Below are 23,914 nucleotides of genomic sequence, written 5' to 3' on the forward strand. Positions count from 1 at the left end.
TAGTCGTGGACCTTCCGTCGAACACGACCTTGTGTCTGGTATGCGGCTCCCGGCTGGTGAAGAACGGCCGTCATCCCTCGGGAACACAGCGGTGGCGTTGCAGAGGCTGCGGGTCCTCGAGCGTTCGCCGCCGCCCAGACGTCACCCGTCGTGAGCAACTCCACCGGTTCCTGACCTGGCTGACGGGGAAACACACGCAAGCGGACCTCGATGGCGGCACCGGCCGATCCTTCCGCGATCAGACGGCCTGGTGCTGGGACCTGGAACCGGTCATGCCGGTCACCGGCGAAGTCCACGACGCCGTCCTGGTCGACGGAATCTGGATCGGGTCCTGGTGCCTGCTGATCGCCCTGTCAGACACCGGACACGTGATCGCCTGGCAATGGGCCGCCCGCGAGTCCACGGCCGCGTGGGAGGCACTGTTCACCCAGGTCCCGCCACCGGAGGTCGTCGTCACCGACGGTGGCTCCGGGGTCCGCTCCGCCCTGGCCAACACCTGGCCCGACACGGCCGTGCAACGGTGCATCTTCCACCTGCAGATGAACGTGACCCGCGAGCTGACAAGGAATCCACGTCTGAAAGCCGGCCGAGCGCTACGTCAGATCGCGATGACCCTCAGCGACATCCACGACATCGACGCCGCGATCGCCTGGCGACTCACCCTCGAAGCGTGGTGGCAGCAGTTCGGACACCTCACCAAGGAGCGCACCCTCTACGACAACGGCCACTTCGGGTTCACTCACCTCCGCCTCCGCAAGGCATGGGCGATCCTGCACCGCGCCGCCGAAGCCGGACACGTATTCACGTTCCTCCAGCACGGCAACCCCCGCACCACATCCCCGCTCGAGGGCGGCATCAACGCGCAGATCAGACATCTGCTGCGCCACCACCGCGGGATGACCATCGAGCACCGCCGCCGCGCCGCAGAATGGTTCCTGCTGCTCCGCGAAGTCCCCCTGGACCGCGCCCACCAGCACGCCCAGACCCCACAGCCAGCGCCCCCACCGAAGACCGAGGAACCCCTCGGGCCCGAGCTCTACGGCACAGGCCTCGACGCCGCAGAAGGCCTCTGGCACCGCTCAGGATGGATCGGCGAACACTGACACGCCCGACCCATCCACCATTTCTTGCCGATAACCCGGGCCAAGCACTACCAGACGAAGAAGAAGGGAGCCGCCCACATGGGCGACTCCCTTACTTCGTTGACCCTGGAAGCTCCTCCAAACCCGGCCCATAGGGTCGGTGTTTGCAGTAAGCCTCACCTGGTCGGGATGACAGGATTTGAACCTGCGACCCCTTGACCCCCAGTCAAGTGCGCTACCAAGCTGCGCCACATCCCGGAGTCCGCACCGAGGCGCGGACAACTCCACTATCTTAGCCGGTCGCGCGGCCAGCCGAGAATCGGCGGCGTCAACCGACCTGGCCGGCCACCCACTGACGCAGCTGCGGTGCCGGGAGCGCCCCGATTTGCCTCGACTGTTCGGCGCCGTTCCGGTACAGCAGGAGCGTCGGAATGCTCTGGATGCCGTGACGCTGCGAGACACGCGGAGACTCGTCAGAGTTCACCTTGACGACCTTCAGCTTTCCGGCGAATTCGCGCGACATCTGCTCGACGATCGGCGAGACCATCCGGCACGGACCGCACCAGGGTGCCCACACGTCGACGAGAACGGGAAGGGTCGCGTCTCCCACGACCGCATCGAACGACGTGTCGTCCGCCTCCACGAGCCAGGGAAGATCGGTGTGGCACGAGGCGCAGCGAACTCTCCCCGACCGGGCCGACGGCACGCGGTTCTTCGCCCCGCACGAGGGGCATGTGACAACCGAGGACTCCGCCATTTCTGACTCCCTTCCATCTGCCATTGTCGCGATCGCCACGCGGCGAGCGCTACCCTCCGACACCTCCCGTCGCACTAGGGTGGGAGCGGTTCCTCACGAAGGAGTGTCTGTGACCACCGATGCCGCCGCGACCCGAGTCGCCGCATCCGCTCTCTCCCCGCGATGGTGGTGGGGGTTCCTTCCCTACGTCGCGGTCTCGATCGTGCACGTCACAGCGCTTCTGGCCGGGTGGGATGCCGTGAGCGCGCCGACCAAGCTCGCGCTCATGCCGGTCCTGGCTCTCGCGGTGCTCTGGGGCGGCCGCGGGTCGCAGTGGGGATCGCCGTACACGCTGTTGTTCCTGGCGCTGGCGCTGTCATGGCTCGGCGACGGTGCTGCCACGTTCTTCCCGTTCCTCGATGACGAGCTGCCCGCGATGCTCCTGTGCTTCGGCCTGGCGCACGTGGCCTACATCGTGCTGTTCTGGCGGTTCCTCTCCGTGCGGGCGCTGCCGTGGTGGTCAGCGGTGTACGTCGTGTGGTGGGTCGTCCTCGTCGTCTATCTGTGGCCATTCCTCGGTGCGCTCGCGATAGCCGTCGCCGCCTACGGGCTCGTGCTGGGCGGAACGGCCGTGCTCTCGACTCGTTGCCACCCCGCCATCGCATGGGGCGGGGCGTTCTTCCTCATCTCCGATACCGTGCTGGCGTTCCGGCTCTTCCTGCCCGAGACCATGCCGTCGGGAAGCAGCGCGCTGGTCATGATCACCTACACGCTCGGGCAGGGGCTCATCGCCGTCGGAGCCGTGATCGCAACCCACGCAGCGCGCGCCGCGAGAGAATCGAGGGCGTGACGGATTCCGTTCGCGTGGATGCCTGGCTGTGGGCCGTTCGGGTCTACAAGACCCGGTCCGCAGCGACAGCAGCCTGCCGTGCGGGCCACGTCCGCGTCGGCGGCGAGCGCGCGAAGGCCGCCCAGCCGGTGCGGATCGGCGATGAGTTGCGCGTCCGCATTGCCGGATTCGACCGCATCCTGGTCGTCAAGCAACTGCTCACCAAGCGGGTCGGCGCACCGGCAGCGGCGCTCGCCGTCGACGAGCGAACGCCCCCGCGTCCCTCACGGGAGGAGACGCCGTTCGTGCCGGTCCGCGACCGCGGTGCGGGCAGACCCACCAAGCGGGAGCGGCGCGACATCGATCGCCTGAGAGGGCGCTCAGCCGAGTAAGTCCCGGTTCACGCACTCTCGTCGAGTTGACCGAGCAGCCAGCCGGCACCGACCACCCGGGCGCCTTCGTCACCGGCCCGGTCGGCGAGTCCTCGGTCGCTCGTCACGACGATGACCTGCTCGCCACTCGCGATGCGACGCCGGGTTTCGGCGACGATCTCGTCGTCCCCTTCACCGGGCGCGGGCACGACCCGGATGTCGGTCTCTGCGTGATCGTCACCCGCGAGCGCACGCGTCGCCTGGCCCTCGAGCACAACCGACACCTCCGGAAACCACAGCGAACCGGGGAGCTCGAGCTTCGCGGCATCCACCCCACGTTCGCGCCACTGCCTCACCCGATCGATGAGCCTGCCCGCGGCCCCAGCCCGGTCGCGCCACCATCCGTCGGGGACTGAGCCCACGACGTTCGCCGCATCGATCACGACAGCGGGGCGCACCGACAACAAGGGACGCAGGTGCGTCCACGCCGACGCGAAAGCCGGATGCAGCGGGCGGCCGTCGACGGCGTCCACCGCGACCCACTCGAGGGCGACGCTCTCGGCATCCCCGATGTGCGGATCGAACGCCACCAAGACATCCGCAATCACGGTCGTGTAGGTCCAGACCCCGAGATCCAGCACGCTCCAGAATCGCTGGCGCACAGCATCCTGCGGCACCGAGGCCTCTTCGTGCGCCTCTCGGAGCGCAGCTGCCCCGGCACCTTCGCCCTCGTGCCGCGCACCACCGGGCAGCGCCCAGGTGCCGCCGTGATGACTCCAGCCGACGCGATGCTGCAGCAGGATGCCGCGCTCGGCATCTACCGCAAGAAGACCAGCTGCGCCGAACCGGCCCCAGTAGCGCTCCCCCGTCGGTGCGATCACCCAGGCATCACCCGGATCGCGCGGACCCGCGGGGCGGCGGGGCGAGCCGGGCTCCGGGGGTTCGATCGTCACGATCTCAGCCTGTCACAGACCGCGCCGCACCCGTCGCACTCCTGCGCCCTCCTCACCAGCTTCGGTCGCGCCACTCTGCGACATCCATCTCCTCACCCCCGCATCGCGACGCCACCGAAGCTCGGTGCGCGACGGAGCCCTAGATGAACAGGGTCGTTCCGGACTTCTGCGCCTCCCCCAGGAACGTGGCGACGCCGCCGAAGTCGATGCCCTCCTGCAGGTCGCTCTCGGCGATGCCCAGCAGGTCCATCGTCATCGTGCAGGCCACCAGCTGCGCGCCGCCCTCGCGCGCCGATTCCATGAGCTCCTCGAGCGTCGGGACGTTGTGCTGGCGCATCACGTCCTTGATCATCTTGGGTCCCATGCCCGCCATGTTCATCTGCGACAACGGCAGGTGATCGGATCCGGACGGCATCATCATCGCGAACATCCGATCCATGAGCTTCTTGTCGCGCGGCGGCGCATCGTGCCGACGGAGCATGTTCAGCCCCCAAAACGTGAAGAACATCGAGACCTTCTGCCCCATCGCGAGCGCTCCATTGGCGATGATGAACGCCGCGATGGCCTTGTCGAGGTCGCCCGAGAACACGACGAACGAGGTCTGGTTCAGCTTCTGCACGGACGTGCCCGACCGGTCGGGGGCAGCGCCCTTGCGGAACGTCGCGACATAGCCGGGACCCTCCGGTGAGATCGAGAGCATCTCGTGGCCGTGGCTGCCTGCCCACGCGGGAGCGTCGTGCGCGAAGCCCGGATCCGAGACGTGCACCACGACGTCGTCGCCGGGTTGCAGCTCATCCATCTGCTTGGTCAGCCTCATGATCGGGCCAGGACACGCAAGCCCCGTGCAGTCGAGGTCGACCACCTGGCCGGTTCCCTTCGCCTGGGCGAGCAGGTCGGATGCCTCGGCGTAGTGGATCTCGGCGGGCTTGGCCACGAACCCGACGGGTTCGAGATCATGGAAGAAGCGGAACGTCGTCGAGCCGCCGGAGAGCGTCCGCACATCCGTGAAACCGCGCTGGACGAGCGCGCGGTACGCGAGGTAGCTGCGGAAACCGACGGCGCAGTACAGGCGGATCGGGACGTCACGTTCCCAGGTCTCGCACGCCTCGCGGATCGTCCCGAGCGGCACATTCTCCGCCCCGGGGATGTGCCAGATCTCGTACTCGACCTCGGTGCGAACATCGATGATGCGGCATCCTTCGGTCGCGGCCGGATAGTCCTTCGCGTACCAGAGCTTCAGGTCGCCGCTGAGGACGTTACTCGCGACGAACCCCGCCATGTTGACCGGATCCTTCGCCGACCCGAACGGCGGCGCGTACGCGAGCTCGAGGTGCTCGAGATCGTGTACCGTCGCGCCGAGTCGGATCGCGGTGGCGAAGACGTCGAGGCGCTTGTCGACGCCGTCGAACCCCGCGATCTGAGCGCCCAGCAGCCTCCCGTCCGAGGGCGCGAACGTCACCTTGATGTGCATCTGGGCAGTGCCCGGGTAGTAGCCGGCGTGGCCGGACGGATGCACGTGCGCGGTCAGGTAGTCCACGCCGGCACGCTCGAGTTGCCGCTCATTGGCGCCTGTCGCGCCGGCGGTCATGTCGAACACCTTGACGATGGAGGTGCCCTGCGTCGAGAGATACTCCGTGTCTCGTCCGCAGATGTTCTCGGCCACGACGCGTGCCTCGCGGTTCGCTGGCCCCGCCAGCGGAGTGACCCACCGCCCAGGGAGCACGGTGTGCGCCGTCTCGACGGCATCCCCCGCTGCCCAGATGTGCGGGTCGGACGTGCGCATGTGCGTGTCGACGACGATGCCGCCGCGCTCGCCGATCTCCAGTCCCGCCTGCTGGGCCAGACTCACGTTCGGGCGAACCCCCGCCGAGAGCACCACGAGGTCAGCGACGAGAGACTGCCCGTTGTTGAGTTCGACGCGCAGCATCCCGTCGGATGCCTGCGTGAAGGCAGCGGCGGCCGTGCCCAACTGCAGCTCGACGCCGCGTCCGCGTGCGTGTTGCTCGACCGGGATGGACACGTCCTTGTCGAGCGGCGGAAGGATCTGGTCGGCGAGCTCGACGATTGTCACGTCGGACCCACGATGGATGAGGTTCTCGGCCATCTCGATGCCGATGTAGCCGGCACCGATGACCACCGTCTTGGCGGCGCGGCCCTTCGCCGCAGCGGCGGCCAACGCTTCGTCGAGGCGCGACTTGATGGCATCCATGTCGGCGATGTTTCGCAGCGTATGGATGCCGGGAAGGTCGATCCCGGGAAGCGGAAGCTGCAACGGGTCGGCCCCCTGGCATAGGGCGAGGGCGTCGTAGGCCTCGGTGTACTCGCGGCCGGTGGCGACTTCGCGCACGGTGACGGTCTTCGCGGCTCGGTCCACGGCGATGACGTCCTGCCCGACCCGGACGTCGATGTCGAGAGACTCACGCAGGCTCTCGGGCGTCTGCAGCAGGAGGCGACTCCGATCGGCGATCACGCCACCGATGTGGTAGGGCAGGCCACAGTTGGCGAACGAGACATAGTCGCCGCGCTCGAGCACCACGATCTCGGCTGACTCGTCCAGGCGACGGGCACGGGCAGCAACGGATGCCCCTCCGGCGACTCCTCCGACGACGACGATCTTCATGGCGTTCTCCTTCATGTGGCTCAGCGGTGGCATCCGGATGCGGACGCCGGAGGTGGTCGGGCGCCCGTCCTCGCATCCCGTCCCGACGGTACTCCCGGGGGTATCGGGCGCATCAGGGTCCAAGGTCCTCCGACTCTCCCCCCGACACACTCGCGATGCGCCGGCGACTTGTATTACTCGAAACTTTGTTCTATACTCATCTGTACCAGCGCACGTGCCCAAAGAGCGCTTCCGGCGGAGCCATCCGGCTCCTCGATCCTCGGAGCAGCATGGGCGACCCCGCATCCCTCACCTCCTCCATCCGGGCACGAGCTCGAGGCGGCTCGCGTGTCCACGGACGGATGCGGGCATTGGTCGCGGATGTCGCGGAAACGCGACGGAAGATCGCGGCATTGCAGGCGAGGGAAGCGCGGCTGCTGGCGTACGGGGTCGATCTCGCGCTCGAGCGGGCCGGAGAACTCGGAGCATCTCGGTCCGGGTCGGATCTCGGCATCCGCGAGATCGCCGCCGAGCTGGGCGCCGCCATGAGGGTGAGCGACCGCACCGTACAGACCCGAATGGGTGAGGCGACGACTCTCACCGACCGGTTCCCCGACACGCAGGTCGCGTGGGAGCGCGGGGATGTGGATGCCGCGCATGTGCGTGTCATCGTCGACGCGGGAGCCGGAATCGGCGATGACCGCGCCCGCTCGCGGTACGAGAAGCTCGTCCTCGACATCGCGCGTCATGAGACTCCGAACCGCCTGCGGGCCGCCGCGCGCGCGATCGCCGCGACGCTCGATCCCGACTCTCCTGCGCAGCTGCGCCGCCTCGCCACCCAGGCCCGCACCGTCGTCGTGCACGACCTGAGCGACGGACTGGCCCGCTTAGTCGCAGATCTCCCCGCGCCCCTCGCTTACGCAATCCACGACCGTCTCACCCAGATCGCCCGCCACGTCCGCGATAGCGACACGGTTGAGCGGCCCAACGCGAACCGCGCCGAAGAGCAGAGCGCGACAGCAGCCACCGTCGACCACGATGTGAGCACTGCCGGCGCTGAGGAATCCGACGAAGCCGGCCGGATCGAAGCGCGCACGATGGATCAACTCCGCGCCGACGCCCTCACCGACCTCCTCCTGACAGCAACCCCTACCGGGCACGGTGACCCCGACGTCACGGCGCGGATCACGGGTCGCGTCCAGGTCACGATCCCGCTCCGCTCCCTCGCCGGAGTCACCGACGAGCCCGGCATCCTCGCCGGCTACGGACCCGTCGATCCCGCCCTCGTTCGCGATCTCGCCACCCAGGCTCCCGGATGGGACCGCGTCTTCACCGACGCCGAAACCGGCCTGCCCGTCGCGGTGGACCGATACCGACCCGACAGAAAACTGAAGCGCTACCTCTCCGCCCGCGACGAGCACTGTCGGTTCCCCGGATGCCGCCGCCCCGCCCGACTGTGCGACATCGACCACACCGCCGACGCTGCCCGCGGCGGACCCACGGAATCGAGGAATCTCGCACACCTGAGGCTGTCGCATGAATCTGCTCGGGTTCGGATGAGCCGGGGGCGGCGGGGCGGGGTGCCCGTCGTTCAGGCGGTGGTCGCGGTGTGGAGTTTGAGGAGGTTGTGGGCGCTGCAGATCAGCCGCCATTCGGCGTGGACTGCGGGTATTCCTCGTCGTGTGAAGCGTCGGTAGCCGAGGTTGGCTTTGATGTTTCCGAAGACGGGTTCGATGCTGTGCTGCCGTTTCCGGTAGGCCTCGGACCCTGTTTCGGTGGCGAGCTTGGCGTCCATGGCCCGGCGGGCGATCTCCGGCTCGACAGCTTCGCCTCGGACGTGGGCGAGCATGGCCTTGACCCGCCCCTGGGAGACCTGGAGTTCGTCGATCGCGGCCCGCTGGGAGATCTCTCCTCGGGCGAGTTTCTCGATCACGGGCATCCATTCGTCGGGTTCGGGTTGGGCGGTGCGGGCTTGCCGTGGCCCGTCTTTGCCGAAGTAGCGTTTGGTCTTGTCTCTGACCCAGGTGTAAGAGACGCCGAGGATGTCCCCGGCCTGCCGAAGGGACAGCTCCCCGCGGTTCACCTTCGCCAGGATGGCGAGCGTGTCATCATCGGGGGTCTCGCCTCGACGCCAGGCCGGTTTCCGCGTCGCGATCAACACGTCCGCGCCGACGTCGGCAGTGCCGCTGGCTGCCGTCCAATAGCCCGCGTCCGCGACGAACGTGCAGACCTTCCCGGCGCCGGTCTCGGCGAGGTTCTCCATGACTGCTTGGGCCATCGGGATGAAGTGGGGCTGGTCGTTCGTGGTCGCGGTGACCTCCGCGGCCACGACGATCTGCCCCGTCGTCGCGGCGGTCTGGGCGTTATAGCCCTGCATCACCCCTGTGCCATTGGTGGCGATGATCCGCGAGTGCGGATCGGTCGTGTTCGCCCTCCGCGGCAGTGCCCGCCGCGCCGGCTCCTTCAACGGCTTCGGCCCTCTCAGGCCCTTCCCGGTGGCGGCTTCCTTCGCCGCCCGCTCCGCGACCCGCGCCTCGTAGTCCCGCGCCGGCTGACCCTCCAGCTCTGCCAGCGCCGCCCGGATCCGGCCCCGCCGGTCCTGCCCGCCAGCCCAGTCGTCCGGCAGCTCGGACCCTGAGCGATCCCCGAGCTGCTCGTCCTCCGCAGCGTCGGTGGCGGCCGCCTCGGCCAGGACCGCAGCTGCCAGCTCGTCGCGGGTACGGTTGGCGAAGTACGACGCGTCCGCTTCGATCTTCGTCCCGTCGATCGCGACCAGTCCCGCGTCCACCAGCCCGGCCTTCACGCAGAGCCCGAGGACCTGGGAGAACAGCCCTGCGATCGCGTCCTGGTGACGTGCCCGGAACCGCGCCAACGTCGCGTGATCGGGGGACTGATTCACCGCGATCACCCGGTAGGCGACGTCCTCGACCAGGCGCTTCTCGATCCGACGGGAGGAGCGCTCCCCGGTGCAGTACGCGTAGATCAGCACGCCGAGCATCATCTCCGGGTCGTAGACGGCCCCGCCGCGCCCGTCAGCGCGGAACGCGGCGTAGAACGCCGTCAAATCCAACTCCGCGACCACATCGATCACAAAGAACGCCAGATGATCCTCCGGTAACCAATCCCGCACCGACGGCGGCAGCAGAAACCCCTGATCCCGATCACCCAAACGCACATTCACGACCACACCTAATCATCCCCTGACCAGGCATAAACCCACCCCAGACGCGCTCGATCACCTGCAGATTCATGCGACAGCCTCACCTGTGCAGGCGACATCACACCCTCAAACACCACACCGCCTGGACTGTCACGCAACGCGCGGACGGCACACTCGAATGGACCAGTCCGATCGGCCGGCGCTACGACGACACTCCGGCACCCGCCGTACGCTTCGTGCCCGACGGCGAACCCGCACCGTTCTGAGCGTCACTACTCCCGAGACGCGTGAACGGCGGGACCGACACGCGATCATGTGTGACGCCACAACGAGGCGACGAGGACTGTGGTCTGACCATGTGCACCACCACATATTGTGTCGTACTCACGAACGCACCCTGCATATAGTGGCAGCCCCACCGATCCTGTGATCACCACCCCGATACGCAAGCCCGCCCCGAGGAGCACCGAATGACCGCCCGCACCGCCGCGTCGCCGCGAACCGTCGCGGTATCCGAAACGATCAACGAGTACCTCTCACGGTCGGACTGGCGGGTGAACGCCAACGCCAACCAGGGCTACTCGCTCGGGGGAATGATCCTCAACACCGCGGGCAAGATCATCGCGAACTACTGGCTCGACGAGGTGTACTCCCCCGCCGCCGGGGCAGCGCACCGTGAGGGCGACATCCACATCCACGACCTCGACATGTTCGCGGGCTACTGTGCCGGGTGGTCGCTTCGCGCGCTGCTGGAGCAGGGGTTCAACGGCGTCCCGGGTCGGATTTCGTCCGCACCGCCTCGACACCTGTCGGCAGCGGCAGGCCAGATGGTGAACTTCCTCGGGACGTTGCAGAACGAGTGGGCCGGCGCGCAGGCGTTCAGCTCCGTCGACACCTACCTCGCCCCGTTCGTCCGCATCGACGGTCTGTCATATGAACAGGTAAGACAGGCCGTGCAAGAACTCGTCTTCAACCTCAACGTGCCTTCGCGGTGGGGAACGCAGACTCCGTTCACGAACCTCACGTTCGACTGGACCTGCCCTGACGACCTTGCCACCCAACGGCCGCTCATCGGCGGCGTGCTGCAGGACTTCGTGTACGGCGATCTTCGCGAGGAGATGGCGCTCATCAATCGGGCGTTCATCGACGTGTATGCGGCGGGGGATGCGGACGGTCGCGCCTTCACCTTCCCGATCCCGACCTACAACATCACGCGAGACTTCGACTGGGACGACCCCAACGTCGACGCCCTGTTCGCGATGACCGCTCGGTACGGACTCCCGTACTTCCAGAACTTCATCAGCTCCGACCTCGACCCCCACATGATCCGGTCGATGTGCTGCCGGCTGCAGCTCGACCTGACGGAACTGCTCAAGCGCGGCAATGGGTTGTTCGGTTCGGCGGAGCAGACGGGATCGATCGGTGTCGTCACGATCAACTGCGCGCGCCTCGGCTACCTCTACCCCGGTGACCGTCACGGCGTCCTCGACCGCCTCGACGATCTGATCGATATCGCCCGCGACAGTCTCGAGGCCAAACGCGCCGAGATCGGCAGACACATCGAGGGCGGTCTTTTCCCCTACACGAAGCACTACCTCGGAAATCTCGACGACCACTTCTCCACGATCGGCGTCAACGGCATCAACGAGTTCGTCCGCAACTTCACGCTCGACGCTCACGACATCGCGGATGCCGACGGCAGGGAACTGGCGACGTGGCTGCTCGAACATGTCCGTGCCCGCATGGTGGAGACACAGGAGCAGACCGGCCACATGTACAACCTCGAAGCGACCCCGGCCGAGAGCGCGACCTACCGGTTCGCACGGCTGGACATCGCGCGGTTCGGCGAGGGCACCGATGGCATCCGTCACGCCGGCACCGCCGATCATCCGTACTACACGAACTCCTCGCAACTGCCGGTCGGCTTCACCGACGATCCCTTCGAGGCGATGACGCTGCAGGAGCCGCTGCAGCAGCTCTATACCGGCGGCACCGTCCTTCACCTGTATCTGGGCGAAGCGGTGGCGTCGGCAGCCGTCTGCAAGGCGCTCGTACGCCGGTCGCTGGAACAGTTCCGCCTGCCGTACCTGACCGTGACGCCGACATTCTCCATCTGCCCGCGTCACGGCTACGTGTCAGGCGATCACCCGCAGTGCCCGGACTGCGGCGCCGAGAGCGAAGTGTGGACCCGCGTGATGGGCTACTTCCGCCCCGTGTCCTCGTTCAACGTCGGAAAGCAGGGCGAAGCGGCCGAGCGCGTCTACTTCGACGCGTCCCGAGTCGCCCCCGAGATCCCGCCCGTGGCGGCGCATCGGCCATGAGCGCGCCGATGAGCGTCACGGCCGGTGCGCTGCGCATCGCAGGGTTGTCGCGGTTCTCGGGGTCGGACTGGCCTGATCGCCTCGTTGCGACCGTGTTTCTGCAGGGATGCCCGTGGGACTGCGTCTACTGCCACAACCCTGATCTTCTCGATCCGCACCGCGACGGCGTGCTGGAGTGGCGCGAGGTCCTGGGCTTTCTCGATGAGCGACGAACGCACCTCGACGGCGTGGTCTTCTCGGGCGGAGAGCCGACGATGCAGGCCGCGCTCGGGGCTGCCGCGCTCGACGCGAGGCGCATCGGCATGCGCATCGGGTTTCACACCGCAGGGGCGTTCCCCCAGCGGCTCGATGCCGTGCTCCCTGCCGTGGACTGGGTCGGCCTCGACATCAAGGCATCCGCTGCCGACTACGCCACGGTCACGGCACGGCGCGGCAGCGGCACGCACGCGTGGCGGTCCCTGCGACTCGTCCTCGACGCGGCGCGCCGGCGTGAACCGAGCGATCGCCCCCTGGACTATGAGGTGCGCACGACGGTGCATCCGTCCCTCACCGATGCCGCTCGACTCCGCGCGCTCGGAGTGCAGCTGCGGGACGAGGGGGTCACCCGGTGGGCGCTGCAGCGGGCCCGGGCGACCGGTACCCGTGCGAGCAGCAACCGCGCCGTTCCCGCGCACTCGGGTCACCCCGACCTGGTGACCACGGTCGCGGACGAGTTCGACGGCTCCGTGATGCGCGTGATCACCCGCTGAGCCCGGATGTCAAGACCCTCGTCTGGGCCACACGCACGTGCTCGGGTGGCGCCATGGGAAACGCACAAGACCACGAAATGATCGAAACCCCCGAAAACGGGGAGACGCACGGACAGTGGGAAGACCGCGACTTCGGCGGGACCGACAAGGGAACCGGAGACCCCGGCGACGACCGCTCGCACCTCCAGGACCTGCCGCCCGCGAAGGTCGACGGCGACTGAGGCGCGCCGGTCAGCGCTGGCGACGCTCCCGGACCCGCATGTTCAGCACGATGGGCGTGCCCTCGAACCCGAACAGCTCCCGCAGCCGCCGCTGAATGAACCGGCGGTAGCCCGGGTCGAGGAACCCGGTCGTGAACAGCACGAAGGTCGGCGGGCGCGTGGCCGCCTGCGTGCCGAACAGGATGCGGGGTTGCTTGCCGCCCCGGACCGGATGCGGGTGCTCGGCGACCAGCTCGGCGAGGAACGCATTGAACTTGCCGGTGGGGATCCGCTGATCCCACGAGGCGAGGGCGGTCTCGAGCGCCGGAACGAGCTTCTCGAGGTGCCGGCCCGTCCGCGCAGAGATGTTGACGCGGGGCGCCCACGACACGTGCGCGAGGTCCTGCTCGATCTCGCGCTCGAGGTACCGACGCCGATCCTGGTTCTCCAGCTCCGGCGTCGCCAGCAGATCCCACTTGTTGTACGCGAGCACCAGTGCGCGGCCCGACTCCAGCACGAGATCGATGATCCGCACGTCCTGCTCGCTGATCGGCTCGCCGACATCGAGCACGACGACGGCGACTTCCGCCTTCTCGAGCGCGGCCGACGTTCGAAGCGACGCATAGAAGTCAGCGCCCTGCTGCAGGTGCACCCGACGACGGATGCCGGCGGTGTCGACGAAGGTCCACAGGCTTCCCCCGATCTCGACAACCTCATCGACGGGGTCCCGCGTCGTGCCGGCCAGGTCGTTGACGACGACGCGCTCCTCTCCCGCCGCTTTGTTGAGCAGCGATGATTTGCCGACGTTCGGGCGGCCGAGGATCGCGACCCGACGCGGCCCGCCGATCTCGTGCTTGGCGACAGCCGAGACATCCGGGAGCACCTTCATGAGCTCGTCGAGCAGATCGGCAACGCCGCGCCCGTGGATGGCCGAGACCGGATGCGGCTCCCCGAGCCCCAGGTTCCACAGCGCGGCCGCCTCGGGCTCCTGCCGGGCGTCGTCGATCTTGTTGGCGACGAGGAACACGGGCTTGCCGCTGCGCCGCAGCAGCTTCACGACGTGCTCGTCGGTCGAGGTCGCCCCGACCATCGCGTCCACGACGAACAGCACGACATCCGACAGATCGATCGCGACCTCCGCCTGCGCCGCGACCGAGCGGTCGATCCCCTTCGCGTCGGGTTCCCACCCGCCCGTGTCGACCAGCGTGAAGCGCCGGTCCATCCACTCGGCCTTGTAGGTGACACGGTCGCGGGTCACGCCCGGCGTGTCCTCGACGACCGCTTCGCGCCGGCCGAGGATGCGGTTCACGAGCGCGGACTTCCCGACGTTCGGCCGCCCGACGATCGCGACCACGGGCAGTGCGGGCAGATATTCGATCCCGTCCTCGCCGGCAGCGAGTCCCGCCAGCACGGCAGCGTCGTCCTCGTCCAGGTCGTAGTCCTCGAGCGATGCGCGCAGGGCCGCCGCGCGCTGCTCGGCAAGCTCGTCGTCGAGATCCGCGAGCGTGTCCGCGAGGTTGTCGTCGCCTGCCGCCTCGTCGTCGAAATCGTCCCGGATGTCGTTCATCATCAGTCCTTCCCGTCGGTGCCGCTGGCGCGTTCGCGCCCGTCCGCGGCGTGCGCCAGCTCCCGGCGGGCAACGGCGAGCACCTCGGCCACCGTCTCATCGAAATCGAGCGCGGTCGAATCGACGACGACCACACCCGGCGCTGCGGTCAGGAAATCGACCACGGTGGAGTCGGAGGAGTCTCGTCGTCGCAGCGCCTCGGCGACCTCCGCCGCCGTCGATCCGGTGAGCTCCGCACTCCGGCGGGCCGCGCGAACCGCCGGCTCTGCAGTCAACAGAATCCGCGCGGGGGCATCGGGGGCAACGACCGTCGTGATGTCTCGCCCTTCCACGACCACTCCCGGGCGTCCGGATGCCGCGATCACACGTCGAAACGCCGCGGTGATCGCCCGGCGAACGGCGGGCACGCGAGCGACGCCGCTGACGGCATCCGTCACCCGCTGCTCACGGATGGCCGCGGTGACATCCGTCTCCCCCGATCGCACCCAATAGTCGTCGGGGTCGAGCGAGATGCGGAAATCGAAATCGCTCGCCGCCTCGAGCACCGCGGTGGCGTCGGAGGTGTCGACCTCGCGTGCCAGCGCGTGCCACGCCAGAGCGCGGTAGGCGGCTCCCGTGTCGAGGTAGCCGAAGCCGAGGGCCCGGGCGACCTGCTTCGAGACGCTGGACTTGCCGCTTCCTGCGGGCCCGTCCACCGCGACGATCACGACGTCGGACTCGGCCGGCTCTGCGACGAAGGGGGAGGAATCAGTCATTGGTGGTGCTCGCGATCTTCCATCCGCGCTCTTCGAGACCGGCGGTCGCATCGCGCAGCACGGAAGGCGCGACGGCTATCTCGGCAAGGCCGAAGGGGGCTCCGGGAGAATGCTCGAGCCGGAAGTCCTCGACGTTGACCTGGAGGGCGCCGAGATCGCCGAACAGGCGCCCGAGCTGCCCCGCGGTGTCATCGACCATCACCACGAGCGACGCGAACCGACGGTTCTGACCGTGCTTGCCCGGCAGCCGCTCCACACCCACGTTGCCGCGGCGGATCGTGTCGGCGATCTCCCGGCGCGCGCCGGGGAGCTCCGGGGAACGCAACGCCGCGGCGACGGTCGCGAGGTCCTGCGACAGCGCATCGAGGATATCGACGACGGGCGCGGAATTGGCGGCGAGGATCTGCACCCACAGTTCGGGCGCGGACGCAGCGATCCGCGTCGTGTCCCGCACTCCCTGGCCGGCGAGCCGCAGCGCGCCCTCAGGCGCATCGGTGAACCGTCCCGCCAGCAGGCTCGCGACCAACTGAGGTACGTGGGAGACGAGCGCGACCGAGCGGTCGTGATCCTCGGGACTCATCTCGATCGGCATCGCGCCGAGATCGAGCGCCAGCGCCTCGACGAGAGCGAGGTCGGATGCCGGGGTCTTTCCGTCGCGACACACCACCCACGGGCGACCGACGAACAGATCCGCGCGCGCCGCGATCGCGCCGCCGCGTTCACGACCGGCAAGCGGGTGCGAACCGATGTAGTGGGTGAGGTCCACACCCCGTTCGAGCAGTTCCCGAAGCGGTTCCAGCTTGACACTCGCAACGTCCGTCACGACAGCCTCGGGGTAGGTACGCAGTTCTCGCTCCACGACGTCGGCGACGACATCCGGTGGAACCGCGACGACGATCAGCGCCGGGACATCGTCCGGGCGCGCCGCCCGGCCCGCACCGTAGTCGATCGCCAAACGCAACTGCGACGGCGAAGAGTCCTCGAGCACGACATCCACACCCAGCGCTCGCAGGGCGTGACCGACGCTTGCGCCGAGAAGCCCCGCACCGACGACACGGACCGTGCCGGTCACGCGCGGCGTCAACGCATCGCCGCCGGGGAGGGCGAACGGATCGGTGGTGGTCACGGGGAGGTCTCCTGGGAATCGGCAGACGAAGAGTCGTCGACCTCGCGGCGCGCGAGAGTCAGCAATGCGCCGCGTTCCACTGTAGTCAACTCCCTCACTGCCCCGACGGGCAGGCTCCCCAGGTGCAGGGGCCCGAACTGGCGGCGCACCAGCTCCACGACCGGATGGCCGACCTCGGCCATCATGCGGCGCACGATGCGGTTGCGCCCCGAATGCAGCGTGAGCTCGACGAGCGAACCGCCCCCGGCATCGGATGTCGACAACAGCCGCGCCTTGTCTGCGGCGATCGGACCGTCCTCGAGCGTGATGCCCTTCGTCAGCCGGGAGATCGTCTGGGCAGTCACGCGCCCCTCGACCTTGGCGATGTATACCTTCGTGACACCGAACGAGGGGTGGGAGAGGACGTGAGCCAGGTCGCCGTCGTTCGTGAGGACGAGAAGCCCGCTCGTGTCGGCATCCAGTCGCCCGACGTTGAAAAGCCGCTCGGTCCATTCCCGTGTGTACTGCTGCAGATCCGGTCTGCCGCGCTCATCGCGCATTGAGCTGACGACACCGCGCGGCTTGTTGAGCATGACGTACCGCTTGCTCTCGTCGAGCTGGACCGCGACCCCGTCGACATCCACGAGGTCCGTCGTCGGATCGATACGAGATCCGAGCTCGGTCACGACCCGACCGTTCACGCGCACGCGGCCGGCCGCGATGAGCTGCTCCGACACGCGACGGGATGCGACCCCCGCGGCGGCAAGCACCTTCTGCAGGCGCACGCCTTCCTCACCGGGCCCGCCGACATCCGGGCCCGTCATCGGATCGACTCCCCCGCGAAACCGTCGGCTCCGTCGTCGAGCAGAGGCGAGATGTGGGGCAGCTCGTCGAGCGAGTTGATCCCGAGGTTCACCAGCAGCGCATCCGTCGTGCCGTAGTGGATGGCGCCCGTGTCGGGGTCGGTGAACACCTCGGTGATCAGCCCGCGCGCAAGAAGGGTGCGGACGACCGAGTCGACGTTGACGGCGCGGATCGCGGCGACCTGTCCGCGCGTGACCGGCTGCTTGTACGCAATCACCGCGAGGGTCTCGAGCGCCGCCTGCGACAGCCGCGAGGGCGCCTGGGTCCCCACGAACTCGCTCACGAGGTCATCGAACTCTTCGCGCACGTACAGCCGCCAGCCGCCGCCGACCTCGCGCAGTTCGAACCCGCGGCGCGGTCCGCCGCTCTCGCCGTCGTAGTCGGCCACGAGGGTCTCGATCGCTTGACGTACGGCGGGAACCGGCGCGCCCACGGCCGATGCGAGGCTCACGAGGCTGTGCGGCTCATCGAGGATCATCATGATCGCCTCGAGCCGCCGCGTGATATCGGCGACCGGCGGCGGAGAAGTGTCATCGGTCATAGTCGGCTCCCAGTGTCGCAAGATTCTCGTCGGACCACCGCTCGGCGGTCCATCGCAGCGTCAGCTCCCCCAACGGCTCCAGCTGCTCGAACGAGAGCGCCGCATGCCGGTACAGCTCGAGAACCGAAAGGAACCGGGCCACGACGATCCCGGGCTGATCCACGCCCGCGATCAGGTCTCGGAAGTTCAGCGAGCCCGCATCCCGCAGGAGAGTGACGACGACGGCCGCCTGTTCCCGGATGCTGACAAGCGGCGCATGCAGATGATCGAGCCCGACCTGCGGGATCTCCTTGGGCGCGAACGCGAGCATCGCGAGGGCCGCGAAATCCTCCGGGGAGAGGGTCCAGACCAGTTCGGGTACGGCTTCGCGATACTTCGCGTCCAGCCGCACCGTGCGTGCGTGGCGACGGTCCTCGCGGACGAGGCTTCGACCGAACCAGGCTGAGACCTCCTTGAACGCGCGGTACTGCAGGAGCCGCGCGAACAGCAGATCTCGCGCCTCCAAGAGAGCGACACTCTCAGCATCCACCAGCTCCCCCTGCGGAAGCAGACCCGCCACCTTCATGTCCAGGAGCGTGGCCGCCACGACCAGGAACTGCGACGATTCGTCGAGGTCGTGATCGGGTCCGAGGGCGCGCACGTGGGCGATGAACTCGTTCGTGACCGCGCTCAGGGCGACATCGGTGATGTCGAGTTCCCGCTTCGTGATGAGGGTCAGGAGCAGATCGAACGGGCCGTCGAACACGTCCAGCGAGACCCGGAACCCGTCGCCGGTCTCCGTCATCCCGGCCGCCGCGGGTCCGGGCGCGTCGGCTACGTCAGGCGCGTCGGGTGCGACGTCGGGGTCAGGCGACAGCGCCACGGGCGACGAGCTCTCGCGCGAGCCGCAGGTAGGCCTGCGCCGCGGCGTGTTCGGGAGCGAACGTCGTGATCGGCATGCCCGAGACTGATGCATCCGGGAACTTCACGGTGCGACCGATCACGGTCTCGAGGACATCGTCGCCGAAGGCCTCCACGACGCGTTCGAGCACTTCCCGCGAGTGCAGTGTGCGGGGGTCATACATCGTGGCCAGCAGCCCGTCGAGACGGATGTCGGGGTTCAGACGATCCCGCACCTTGTCGATCGTCTCGATCAGCAGCGCGACACCCCGCAGCGCGAAGTATTCGCACTCCAGCGGGACGATGACCCCGTGACTCGCGGTCAGGGCGTTGACCGTGAGCAGACCGAGCGAGGGCTGGCAGTCGATGAGGATGACGTCATACTCCCCCGCGACCTTCCGGAGCACGCGCGAAAGGATCGTCTCGCGGGCCACCTCATTGACGAGGTGCACCTCCGCCGCGGAGAGGTCGATGTTTGCGGGGATGACATCGAGACCGTCCACCGACGTGCTCACGATCGCGTCGTGCGGGTCACGTTTGGGATCCAGCAGCAAGTCGTAGACGGTCGTGATGTCATGCGTCGGGATGCCGAGCCCCGCCGAGAGCGCGCCCTGCGGGTCGAAGTCGACGGCCAGCACGGTGCGCCCGTACTCCGCGAGCGAGGCGGCGAGGTTGATCGTCGTCGTGGTCTTGCCGACGCCGCCCTTCTGGTTGCATAGCGCAATGATGCGAGCGGGCCCGTGGGTCTGGAGAGGTGGCGGAGTGTCGAAGCCCCGGTAGGGACGGCCGGTCGGTCCGAGGATGTCGGAATCGGCGGACGCTGCCGCCCCGGATGCTGCTCCGTTGCGCTTTGTCCCCGGCTTGCTGCCCGCCACCGACTCTCCTGCCTTCGCCATGTCGTGCCCCGATTCTAGTCACCGAGCGTTCACCGGCCGCGAGGCGTGCCGCGCGGCGCGCGGCCTACACTCGGGGCATGCCCCCGGCCCCACATGTCATCGTCGGAGCGGGCCCCATCGGTTCCGCGCTCGCACGCCTGCTGGCTGACGAGGCCGAGCAGGTCATCGTCGTCACCCGATCGGGCAGCGCGCGATCCCTCGAGGGCGTCACCGCGGTCGCCGCCGATGCCTCCGACGCGGATGCCCTGACGCGAATCGCCGCCGGCGCCGCCGCGATCTACAACTGCGCCAACCCCGGAGACTACACCGAATGGGAGCGACGCTGGCCGCCGCTGGCGTCCGCACTTCTGGCGGCTGCCGAGGCGACCGGCGCGGTGCTCGTGACGATGTCGAACCTCTACGGGTACGGACCCGTCACAGCACCGATGACAGCGAGGACGCCGCTGCATCCGTCCGACCACAAGGGTGCTCTGCGCGCCGCGATGTGGGAGGACGCACGACGAGCCCACGAGGACGGTCGCGTCCGCGCGACGGAGGCTCGGGCATCGGACTACATCGGCCCGACACTCCCGGTCGCGAGCGGGCTGCTCGCCAGATACGCACATTCCACGCTGGCTGCCAAGACCGCATCCGTGTTCGCGGACCCCGATGTGCCGCACGCCTGGACGGCCATCGATGATGTCGCTCGGACGCTCGCGACGCTGGGGCGCGACGAACGCGCGTGGGGGCGCCCGTGGCTTGTCCCGACGAATCCCGCTATGAGCGTGCGTCAGGCGCTCACCGACCTCAGCCGCGCCGCGGGCGCTCCCGATCCACGACTGCGAGTCGTGCCCCGGTGGCTGCTGCGGGTCGGCGGCGTGTTCGTCCCTGTCCTTCGCGAGGTCAACGGGGTGCTCTATCAGTTCGATGCCCCGTTCGAGGTGGACGCGACCGAGACCGAGGCGACGTTCGGCATCCACCCGACCGACTGGGACGTGCTCGTCTCCGAGACGGCGCGCGCGTGGAGCAAGCGACTGCCTGCCTGAGGCGCGCAATCACCGCGCGCGCGGGTGCGAGGTCGCGTAGACATCCCGCAGGGCGTCGACGCTCACGTGGGTGTAGATCTGAGTCGTCGCGACGGATGCGTGACCGAGGAGTTCCTGCACGACCCGCACGTCCGCGCCGCCCTGCAGCAGGTGCGTCGCGAACGAGTGGCGCAGCGTATGCGGTGACACGTGCGCGTCCAGCTGCGCGCGTTCGGCGGCGGCCTGGATGATCAGCCAGGCGCTCTGCCGCGACAGCGGTGCACCGCGCGCCCCGAGGAACAGCCGCGGGCTCGACCTGCCGCGCCGCGCGAGCTCGGGCCGCGCGCGCGTCAGGTAGGCATCCACCGCCGCGCGTGCGTAAGACCCGATGGGCACGATGCGCTCTTTGGACCCCTTTCCGCGTACTCGAAGGATGTCTCCGTCGGTGACATCGTCGACATCCACTCCCACCGCCTCCGAGACCCGCGCTCCCGTCGCGTAGAGCAGCTCGAGCAGGGCCCGGTCTCGCAGCGCGATGAGATCTCCCGGTGATGCCTCTGCCGGCTCCGGACCTGCGGCGGCCAGCAGCGTTTCGACCTGCGTGATCGTGAGGGCCTTGGGCAAGCGACGGGGCGTCTTCGGCGGCGTCATGTGGGTCGTGGGGTCGAGGGCGTCGATCCCCTCGACCACGAGGAACCGGTGCAGTCCTCGCACCGACGACTGGAGGCGGGCAAGGCTCGTTGCCGCGGGAGGCGGGTCCGATGCCGCGCGCTCGGCGATGAAGTCACGGACGAGGGCGGGTGTGACCTGTGCGGAGTCGTCGATGTCCCGCTCCCCCAACCACTGGCGGTACGGCGAGAGGTCGCGGCGGTAGGCCGCTATGGTGTGGGCAGACAGCCCCCGCTCGATCGTGACGTGACGCAGGTAGGCGTCGATCGCCCGATCGAGCTGCATCTTCAGCCCCGGGCTTCGCGACGCAGCACTTCTGCGGCCGCGAGGACCCCCACCGAGAGGATGCCGTTGCGCAGGCTTCCATCGAGAATTCCGGTGACGACCTGATCCAACGGCACCCACTCGAGCCGGATGTCGGCTTCCTCGTCTTCTCGCGCGTGGACCTCGGGTGCCGCGCTCAATCCGCGGGCGAGGAACAGATGCACGATCTCGTCGTTTCCTCCGGGCGTCGTGAAGATGCTCACGAGGGGCTGCCACGACGTGGCGACCAGGTCGGCCTCCTCCGCGAGTTCTCGCTGCGCGGTCATCATCGGCGCTTCGCCGGAGACGTCGAGGAGTCCGGCAGGTATCTCCCAGTCGCGGTGCCGGATCGGATGCCGATACTGCTGGATCAGCAGCACGCGCTGGGCGTCATCGATCGCGACGACAGCCGCCGCGCCCGGGTGGTCGACGTACTCGCGGACGAACTCGGCATCGCCGTAGCGCACGGTGTCGCTGCGGACATCCCACACCCGTCCGGTGTGCACGAGCGACGACGAGACGACGTGCGCCTCGAAGGGTTCGTCCCGAGGAGCGGCAGCCACGGTCTCACTCATCCGATTCGACATCGAACAGCTCGCTCGCCCGGTGCCGGTCGAGGGCTGCCCCGACGAGTCCGCGAAACAGCGGATGCGGCGCCGTCGGCCGCGAGCGCAGCTCGGGGTGCGCCTGGGTTGCGATGTAGTACGGGTGCACGTCCCGCGGCAACTCGACGTACTCGACGAGGTTGCGGTCGGGTGACAGGCCCGAGAACCGCAGTCCCGCAGTAGCGAGGCGGTCCCGGTACGCGTTGTTGACCTCGTACCGGTGCCGATGCCGCTCCGAGACCTGCGTGGTCCCGTACACCTCCGCGGCGATCGACCCCTCATCCAGCCGCGCCGGGTAGAGCCCGAGACGCATCGTTCCGCCGAGATCGCCGTGGTCGATGATCTCGACCTGTTCGGCCATCGTGGCGATGACGGGGAACTCCGTCTCGGGGTCGAACTCACTCGACGACGCCCCCGGAAGGTCCGCCACGTTCCGCGCGTACTCGATCACCATGCACTGCAGACCCAGGCACAGGCCCAGCGTGGGGATGCCCTGCTCGCGAGCGAAGCGCAGCGCGCCCAGCTTTCCCTCGATGCCGCGGATGCCGAAACCGCCCGGGACGACGATGCCGTCGACGGATGCCAGCGCCTTCGCGGCGCCCTCCGGGGTCTCGCACAGGTCGGAGGGGATCCACGTGATGCGCACCTGAGTCTCGTGCGCGAACCCGCCGGCCTTGAGAGCCTCGGTGACCGAGAGGTAGGCATCGGGCAGGTCGATGTACTTGCCCACCAGCCCAATGGTGACTTCGTGCTTGGGGTTGTGCACCGCCTGCAGCACGCGGTTCCAGCGTGTCCAGTCCACCCGGCCGGCCTTGCTGATGTCGAGCGCGTCCACGATGTAGTCATCGAGGCCCTGTTCGTGGAGCATCGTCGGGATGTCGTAGATGCTCGGCACATCGACGGCGTTGACCACGGCAGCCTCGTCGACGTCGCACATGAGGGCGATCTTGCGTTTGTTCGCCTCGGTGACGGGACGGTCGCTGCGCAGCACGAGAGCGTCGGGCTGGATGCCGATGGAACGCAACGTCGCCACGGAATGCTGGGTCGGTTTCGTCTTCTGCTCCCCCGAGGCGCCCATGAACGGCACGAGCGAGACGTGAACGAAGAAGACGTTCTTCCGTCCCAGCTCGTGACGGATCTGACGCGCCGACTCGATGAAGGGCTGCGATTCGATGTCGCCGACCGTGCCGCCGATCTCCGTGATGATGACATCCGGTTGCGGATCCTCGGTCGCCTGCAGACGCATCCGCCGCTTGATCTCGTCGGTGATGTGCGGAATGACCTGCACGGTGTCGCCGAGGTACTCGCCGCGGCGCTCCCGCGCGATGACCTGCGAATAGATCTGACCGGTCGTCACGTTCGCAGCCTGACTGAGGTCGATGTCGAGGAAACGCTCGTAATGGCCGATGTCGAGGTCGGTCTCGGCTCCGTCGTCGGTGACGAAGACCTCGCCGTGCTGGAACGGGTTCATCGTTCCCGGGTCGACGTTCAGGTACGGGTCGAGCTTCTGCATCACGACCCGCAGCCCCCGCGCGGTGAGGAGGTTTCCCAGGCTCGCTGCGGTCAGTCCCTTCCCGAGGGACGAGACGACACCTCCGGTGACGAAGATGTGCTTCGTGGTCGAGGGGCCCGAGGTGGCCTCTGCGACGGTGGGGGATCCGGGCGCCGGGGCGTCATCCGAAGGGGAACCGTGCGAGTCACTCGGGGTCTGCATCACGGGCTTCGA

22 protein-coding genes and 1 tRNA gene are annotated in these 23,914 nt (G+C 68.3%); 8 read left to right on the forward strand and 15 right to left on the reverse strand.

Annotation, left to right across the window (positions count from 1 at the left end):
• Positions 1-1,103, forward strand: a 1,103-nt coding sequence (locus tag ACSGC5_RS12680; protein WP_434970966.1) for an IS1249 family transposase, incomplete at its 5' end; no start/stop codon positions are given.
• Between the two features lie 160 nt (positions 1,104-1,263).
• Here ACSGC5_RS12680 and ACSGC5_RS12685 read toward each other — a convergent pair.
• Together ACSGC5_RS12685 and trxA are read right to left on the reverse strand one after the other, a co-directional pair.
• Positions 1,264-1,340: transfer RNA gene (locus ACSGC5_RS12685), tRNA-Pro, on the reverse strand.
• 70 nt (positions 1,341-1,410) lie between these two features.
• Complete coding sequence (gene trxA / locus ACSGC5_RS12690; protein WP_434970967.1) at positions 1,411-1,863, reverse strand: thioredoxin; 453 nt, start codon at positions 1,861-1,863, stop codon at positions 1,411-1,413.
• A gap of 85 nt (positions 1,864-1,948) precedes the next feature.
• Here trxA and ACSGC5_RS12695 point away from each other — a divergent pair, with 85 nt between their 5' ends.
• Positions 1,949-2,668 carry a lysoplasmalogenase family protein gene (locus tag ACSGC5_RS12695; RefSeq protein WP_434970968.1) on the forward strand — a complete coding sequence of 240 codons (720 nt, stop codon included), beginning with the start codon at positions 1,949-1,951 and terminating at the stop codon, positions 2,666-2,668.
• Positions 2,665-3,039 carry an RNA-binding S4 domain-containing protein gene (locus ACSGC5_RS12700; RefSeq protein ID WP_434970969.1) on the forward strand — a complete coding sequence of 125 codons (375 nt, stop codon included), beginning with the start codon at positions 2,665-2,667 and terminating at the stop codon, positions 3,037-3,039. The genes ACSGC5_RS12695 and ACSGC5_RS12700 overlap by 4 nt, the downstream gene beginning before the upstream one ends.
• An 8-nt stretch (positions 3,040-3,047) precedes the next feature.
• On the opposite strand, the gene ACSGC5_RS12705 is transcribed toward ACSGC5_RS12700, so the two are convergent.
• Positions 3,048-3,971: an NUDIX domain-containing protein gene (locus tag ACSGC5_RS12705; protein ID WP_434970970.1), complete on the reverse strand. Its 924-nt coding sequence runs from the start codon at positions 3,969-3,971 to the stop codon at positions 3,048-3,050.
• A 139-nt stretch (positions 3,972-4,110) separates the two neighbouring features.
• Positions 4,111-6,591, reverse strand: coding sequence for an FAD-dependent oxidoreductase (locus ACSGC5_RS12710; protein ID WP_434970971.1), 2,481 nt, complete (start codon positions 6,589-6,591; stop codon positions 4,111-4,113).
• Positions 6,592-6,860: 269 nt separating this feature from the next.
• On the opposite strand from ACSGC5_RS12710, the gene ACSGC5_RS12715 reads away from it, so the two are divergent.
• A complete protein-coding gene (locus ACSGC5_RS12715; RefSeq protein ID WP_434970972.1) occupies positions 6,861-8,267 on the forward strand; it encodes a DUF222 domain-containing protein in 1,407 nt (468 codons plus the stop codon).
• On the opposite strand, the gene ACSGC5_RS12720 is transcribed toward ACSGC5_RS12715, so the two are convergent.
• Positions 8,162-9,661, reverse strand: a complete 1,500-nt coding sequence (locus ACSGC5_RS12720; protein ID WP_434970973.1) for a transposase — start codon at positions 9,659-9,661, stop codon at positions 8,162-8,164. The two genes, ACSGC5_RS12715 and ACSGC5_RS12720, sit on opposite strands and share 106 nt — an antisense overlap.
• A 539-nt stretch (positions 9,662-10,200) precedes the next feature.
• On the opposite strand from ACSGC5_RS12720, the gene ACSGC5_RS12725 reads away from it, so the two are divergent.
• Genes ACSGC5_RS12725 through ACSGC5_RS12735 form a run of 3 tightly spaced genes read left to right on the forward strand, consistent with a single transcriptional unit; the run spans position 10,201 to position 13,021 of the window.
• Positions 10,201-12,051 carry a ribonucleoside triphosphate reductase gene (locus ACSGC5_RS12725; protein ID WP_434970974.1) on the forward strand — a complete coding sequence of 617 codons (1,851 nt, stop codon included), beginning with the start codon at positions 10,201-10,203 and terminating at the stop codon, positions 12,049-12,051.
• Positions 12,052-12,059: 8 nt separating this feature from the next.
• Positions 12,060-12,800, forward strand: coding sequence for an anaerobic ribonucleoside-triphosphate reductase activating protein (locus ACSGC5_RS12730; protein ID WP_434970975.1), 741 nt, complete (start codon positions 12,060-12,062; stop codon positions 12,798-12,800).
• Positions 12,801-12,853: 53 nt separating this feature from the next.
• Positions 12,854-13,021, forward strand: a complete 168-nt coding sequence (locus ACSGC5_RS12735; protein ID WP_434970976.1) for a hypothetical protein — start codon at positions 12,854-12,856, stop codon at positions 13,019-13,021.
• 10 nt (positions 13,022-13,031) lie between these two features.
• On the opposite strand, the gene der is transcribed toward ACSGC5_RS12735, so the two are convergent.
• The 7 genes from der to ACSGC5_RS12770 are packed head-to-tail and all read right to left on the reverse strand — an operon-like array spanning position 13,032 to position 19,607.
• Positions 13,032-14,570, reverse strand: coding sequence for a ribosome biogenesis GTPase Der (gene der, locus ACSGC5_RS12740; protein ID WP_434970977.1), 1,539 nt, complete (start codon positions 14,568-14,570; stop codon positions 13,032-13,034).
• Complete coding sequence (gene cmk / locus ACSGC5_RS12745; RefSeq protein ID WP_434970978.1) at positions 14,570-15,322, reverse strand: (d)CMP kinase; 753 nt, start codon at positions 15,320-15,322, stop codon at positions 14,570-14,572. The genes der and cmk overlap by 1 nt, the downstream gene beginning before the upstream one ends.
• Positions 15,315-16,448 carry a prephenate dehydrogenase gene (locus tag ACSGC5_RS12750; RefSeq protein WP_434970979.1) on the reverse strand — a complete coding sequence of 378 codons (1,134 nt, stop codon included), beginning with the start codon at positions 16,446-16,448 and terminating at the stop codon, positions 15,315-15,317. Before ACSGC5_RS12750 ends, cmk begins: the two co-directional genes overlap by 8 nt.
• Positions 16,445-17,251: a pseudouridine synthase gene (locus tag ACSGC5_RS12755; protein ID WP_434970980.1), complete on the reverse strand. Its 807-nt coding sequence runs from the start codon at positions 17,249-17,251 to the stop codon at positions 16,445-16,447. The genes ACSGC5_RS12750 and ACSGC5_RS12755 overlap by 4 nt, the downstream gene beginning before the upstream one ends.
• Entirely contained in the window at positions 17,248-17,832 is a 585-nt protein-coding gene (gene scpB / locus ACSGC5_RS12760) for an SMC-Scp complex subunit ScpB (protein ID WP_434970981.1), read from the reverse strand. The genes ACSGC5_RS12755 and scpB overlap by 4 nt, the downstream gene beginning before the upstream one ends.
• Positions 17,822-18,688 carry a segregation and condensation protein A gene (locus ACSGC5_RS12765; protein ID WP_434971029.1) on the reverse strand — a complete coding sequence of 289 codons (867 nt, stop codon included), beginning with the start codon at positions 18,686-18,688 and terminating at the stop codon, positions 17,822-17,824. The genes scpB and ACSGC5_RS12765 overlap by 11 nt, the downstream gene beginning before the upstream one ends.
• A complete protein-coding gene (locus tag ACSGC5_RS12770; RefSeq protein WP_434970982.1) occupies positions 18,678-19,607 on the reverse strand; it encodes a ParA family protein in 930 nt (309 codons plus the stop codon). The genes ACSGC5_RS12765 and ACSGC5_RS12770 overlap by 11 nt, the downstream gene beginning before the upstream one ends.
• Positions 19,608-19,684: 77 nt before the next feature.
• Here ACSGC5_RS12770 and ACSGC5_RS12775 point away from each other — a divergent pair, with 77 nt between their 5' ends.
• The gene (locus ACSGC5_RS12775) at positions 19,685-20,632 is read left to right on the forward strand and encodes an NAD-dependent epimerase/dehydratase family protein (protein ID WP_434970983.1); all 948 of its coding nucleotides are present in this window, start codon (positions 19,685-19,687) and stop codon (positions 20,630-20,632) included.
• 9 nt (positions 20,633-20,641) lie between these two features.
• On the opposite strand, the gene xerD is transcribed toward ACSGC5_RS12775, so the two are convergent.
• From xerD to ACSGC5_RS12790, 3 genes are read right to left on the reverse strand one after another with little or no spacing between them, the layout of a single operon-like run.
• Entirely contained in the window at positions 20,642-21,565 is a 924-nt protein-coding gene (xerD, locus tag ACSGC5_RS12780) for a site-specific tyrosine recombinase XerD (protein WP_434970984.1), read from the reverse strand.
• Between the two features lie 2 nt (positions 21,566-21,567).
• Positions 21,568-22,146 (reverse strand): NUDIX domain-containing protein, encoded by a 579-nt coding sequence (locus tag ACSGC5_RS12785; protein ID WP_434970985.1) that lies wholly within the window; start codon positions 22,144-22,146, stop codon positions 21,568-21,570.
• Positions 22,147-22,150: 4 nt separating this feature from the next.
• On the reverse strand, positions 22,151-23,902 hold the full coding sequence (locus ACSGC5_RS12790) for a CTP synthase (RefSeq protein WP_434971030.1): 1,752 nt from the start codon (positions 23,900-23,902) through the stop codon (positions 22,151-22,153).
• Positions 23,903-23,914: the final 12 nt, after the last annotated feature.

Origin of the sequence: Microbacterium sp. bgisy207 (assembly GCF_965345035.1) — a bacterium.
Taxonomy (GTDB): Bacteria; Actinomycetota; Actinomycetes; order Actinomycetales; family Microbacteriaceae; genus Microbacterium.

Bases quoted from the DNA above. Each gene is read 5' to 3' on its own strand.
- trxA (WP_434970967.1), bottom strand. From the start codon at position 1,863: ATGGCAGATGGAAGGGAGTCAGAAATGGCGGAGTCCTCGGTTGTCACA.
- ACSGC5_RS12710 (WP_434970971.1), bottom strand. From the start codon at position 6,591: ATGAAGATCGTCGTCGTCGGAGGAGTCGCCGGAGGGGCATCCGTTGCT.
- ACSGC5_RS12715 (WP_434970972.1), top strand. From the start codon at position 6,861: ATGGGCGACCCCGCATCCCTCACCTCCTCCATCCGGGCACGAGCTCGA.
- ACSGC5_RS12725 (WP_434970974.1), top strand. From the start codon at position 10,201: ATGACCGCCCGCACCGCCGCGTCGCCGCGAACCGTCGCGGTATCCGAA.
- ACSGC5_RS12730 (WP_434970975.1), top strand. From the start codon at position 12,060: ATGAGCGTCACGGCCGGTGCGCTGCGCATCGCAGGGTTGTCGCGGTTC.
- ACSGC5_RS12735 (WP_434970976.1), top strand. From the start codon at position 12,854: ATGGGAAACGCACAAGACCACGAAATGATCGAAACCCCCGAAAACGGG.
- der (WP_434970977.1), bottom strand. From the start codon at position 14,570: ATGATGAACGACATCCGGGACGATTTCGACGACGAGGCGGCAGGCGAC.
- cmk (WP_434970978.1), bottom strand. From the start codon at position 15,322: ATGACTGATTCCTCCCCCTTCGTCGCAGAGCCGGCCGAGTCCGACGTC.
- ACSGC5_RS12755 (WP_434970980.1), bottom strand. From the start codon at position 17,251: ATGACGGGCCCGGATGTCGGCGGGCCCGGTGAGGAAGGCGTGCGCCTG.
- scpB (WP_434970981.1), bottom strand. From the start codon at position 17,832: ATGACCGATGACACTTCTCCGCCGCCGGTCGCCGATATCACGCGGCGG.
- ACSGC5_RS12770 (WP_434970982.1), bottom strand. From the start codon at position 19,607: ATGGCGAAGGCAGGAGAGTCGGTGGCGGGCAGCAAGCCGGGGACAAAG.
- ACSGC5_RS12775 (WP_434970983.1), top strand. From the start codon at position 19,685: ATGCCCCCGGCCCCACATGTCATCGTCGGAGCGGGCCCCATCGGTTCC.
- xerD (WP_434970984.1), bottom strand. From the start codon at position 21,565: ATGCAGCTCGATCGGGCGATCGACGCCTACCTGCGTCACGTCACGATC.
- ACSGC5_RS12790 (WP_434971030.1), bottom strand. From the start codon at position 23,902: ATGCAGACCCCGAGTGACTCGCACGGTTCCCCTTCGGATGACGCCCCG.